This window comes from Bradyrhizobium erythrophlei, assembly GCF_042430365.1.
Classification (GTDB): domain Bacteria; phylum Pseudomonadota; class Alphaproteobacteria; order Rhizobiales; family Xanthobacteraceae; genus Bradyrhizobium; species Bradyrhizobium erythrophlei.
Genome location: NZ_JBHMET010000164.1, coordinates 1 through 1,932, shown reverse-complemented (window position 1 = coordinate 1,932; position 1,932 = coordinate 1). Strand labels below are relative to the sequence as shown.

1 protein-coding gene is annotated in these 1,932 nt (G+C 58.3%); it reads right to left on the bottom strand.

Features of this window, described 5'->3' with window-relative positions:
• Window positions 1-168 precede the first annotated feature (168 nt).
• Entirely contained in the window at window positions 169-1,764 is a 1,596-nt protein-coding gene (locus ACFFWD_RS25340) for a winged helix-turn-helix domain-containing tetratricopeptide repeat protein (protein ID WP_376969712.1), read from the bottom strand.
• Between the last annotated feature and the right edge of the window lie 168 nt (window positions 1,765-1,932).

The following is a 1,932-nucleotide window of genomic DNA, read 5'->3' as shown; positions in this document are numbered from 1 at the left end:
CAAGACCGTATCTGCCGGATCGACGAAAACCTCTTGCACCGCACGGCCGGACCATACATTTGGGTCAAACTGAGAAAAACTCAATGTGAACAAATGTTTTCCGCTTTGCCCTCGAACTCGGACATTGCTCGACGCGGTCAGCATGTCTCAAACGGGCCAAATCCAGACTCATGCACCGCACAAAAACGGGTTTTTGTTCGATCGCCTCGTCGTTGCTAGCGGCAGCCCCGCTTTCCGAAGACCCTCAATATACAGCTTCGCATTTGATTGCCCGCCCCGAGCGATCCAAGCCGATATGGTAAAGGCGGGATCGACCTCAAGCACGCGCGCCGCCGCCTCACGTGCCTCCGCGTCACGTCCGAGATGGGCGAAGGCAGCCGCGAGACAGCGGTAGGATGGCGCAAAGGCGGGGTTCTGACGTTGGGCTTTTTTCCCGGCGACGATGGCCTCATCGAAGCGGCCAAGCTCAATCAAGGCCAATCCCATCCCGCCAAACAGCTGGTATAGCTGCGGGTCTAGCGGGCTCATGCGCATGGCACGTTCAAAACTCCGGACCGCTTCCTCCGGCAGCCCCGCAACTTTATAGACCCAACCTCGGCCGATCCATGCGGTAAATGAATTTGGATTGAGCGCGACCGCCCGGTCAGCCAATTCCATCTCACTTTCACTATCACCGACCATGAACGCCGAGGTTACGCAAGCCCAAGCCAATGTCTCCGGATCACCGTCGTCGAGGCTCAATGCCAGGCGAAGAAGCCGAATTGCTTCCTTGCGCTCGAATTGAGGATCGAGCGCGTAGCCCCAAAGAACGTTTTGCATGTGACAGGAAGCTGCCAGAGCGGCGACCAAGCCGAACCGAGGGTCCAGCTCCAAAGCGCGATGAACCAGCCTTAGCGTCTCGGCCACACCTTCGCGGGTCGCCAGGTAAAACTGTGGCAGAGCACGGAGAAAAAAATCATAGGCGGTGAGGTTCTCCGGTCGCCGCCGCGTCGCCATCGCAATTTCTGTTTGCAGCAATTTTGGCTCAATGGCTGAGACAACGGCGACCGTGACTTCGTCCTGCAGAGCAAAAATGTCGGTCAGGTCACGCTCGAACCTGTCCGCCCAGATGTGCGCGCCCGACACCGCATCGATCAACTGCCCAGTGATGCGGACTTTCCCCGCTGCCTTGCGCACAGACCCCTCAAGAACATAGCGCACGCCAAGCCTGCGCCCGACCTCCTTGATATCGATAGCTCGGCCCTTGAAAGTGAAACTCGAATTGCGCGCGATGACAAACAACCATTTGAACCGCGAAAGCGCCGTGGTGATCTCCTCAACCATTCCGTCCGCAAAATACTCCTGATCGGGATCACCGCTCATGTTCTCGAACGGCAGCACGGCGATGGAGGGCTTGTCGGGAAGCGCAGGAGCGCTCGCGGGCGCATCGCCGGGATTTGGGTCGGCAACTTCTCGCGCCTCCCGCACCTGTCCGACGAAACGGAATCCCTTGCGCGGCAACGTCTTGATCAGGCGCTGTTCCTCTCCGGAGTCGCCAATTGCGCTTCGCGCAACATTCAGCCGGGTGGTCAGTGCTGCATCCGAAACGCTGCGCCCGTTCCAGACGGCATTAATGAGGTCGTCTTTACTGACGACGCGCCCCCTGTTGCGGATCAGGTAATCAAGCAGATCGAACACCTGTGGTGCAACGGAGACGACGTCCGCCCCGCGATGTAGCTCGCGCCGGTCGGTGTCGAATGCGTACTCCTCGAAGAGATAGCGCAAGATGCGAATCCCCTTGGATGAGGGCCCCCGATAACCGGGTAGCGCTTTGGCCTCGCTGGACATCGCAAGAATAAGCTGGCGGTGAGGAAAATGTAAGCGGCCGGTCAAGCTTTCAATTACCCATAACTTTGACTACTCGGGCTGATCGCGGATTGGTGAAATCTTGAA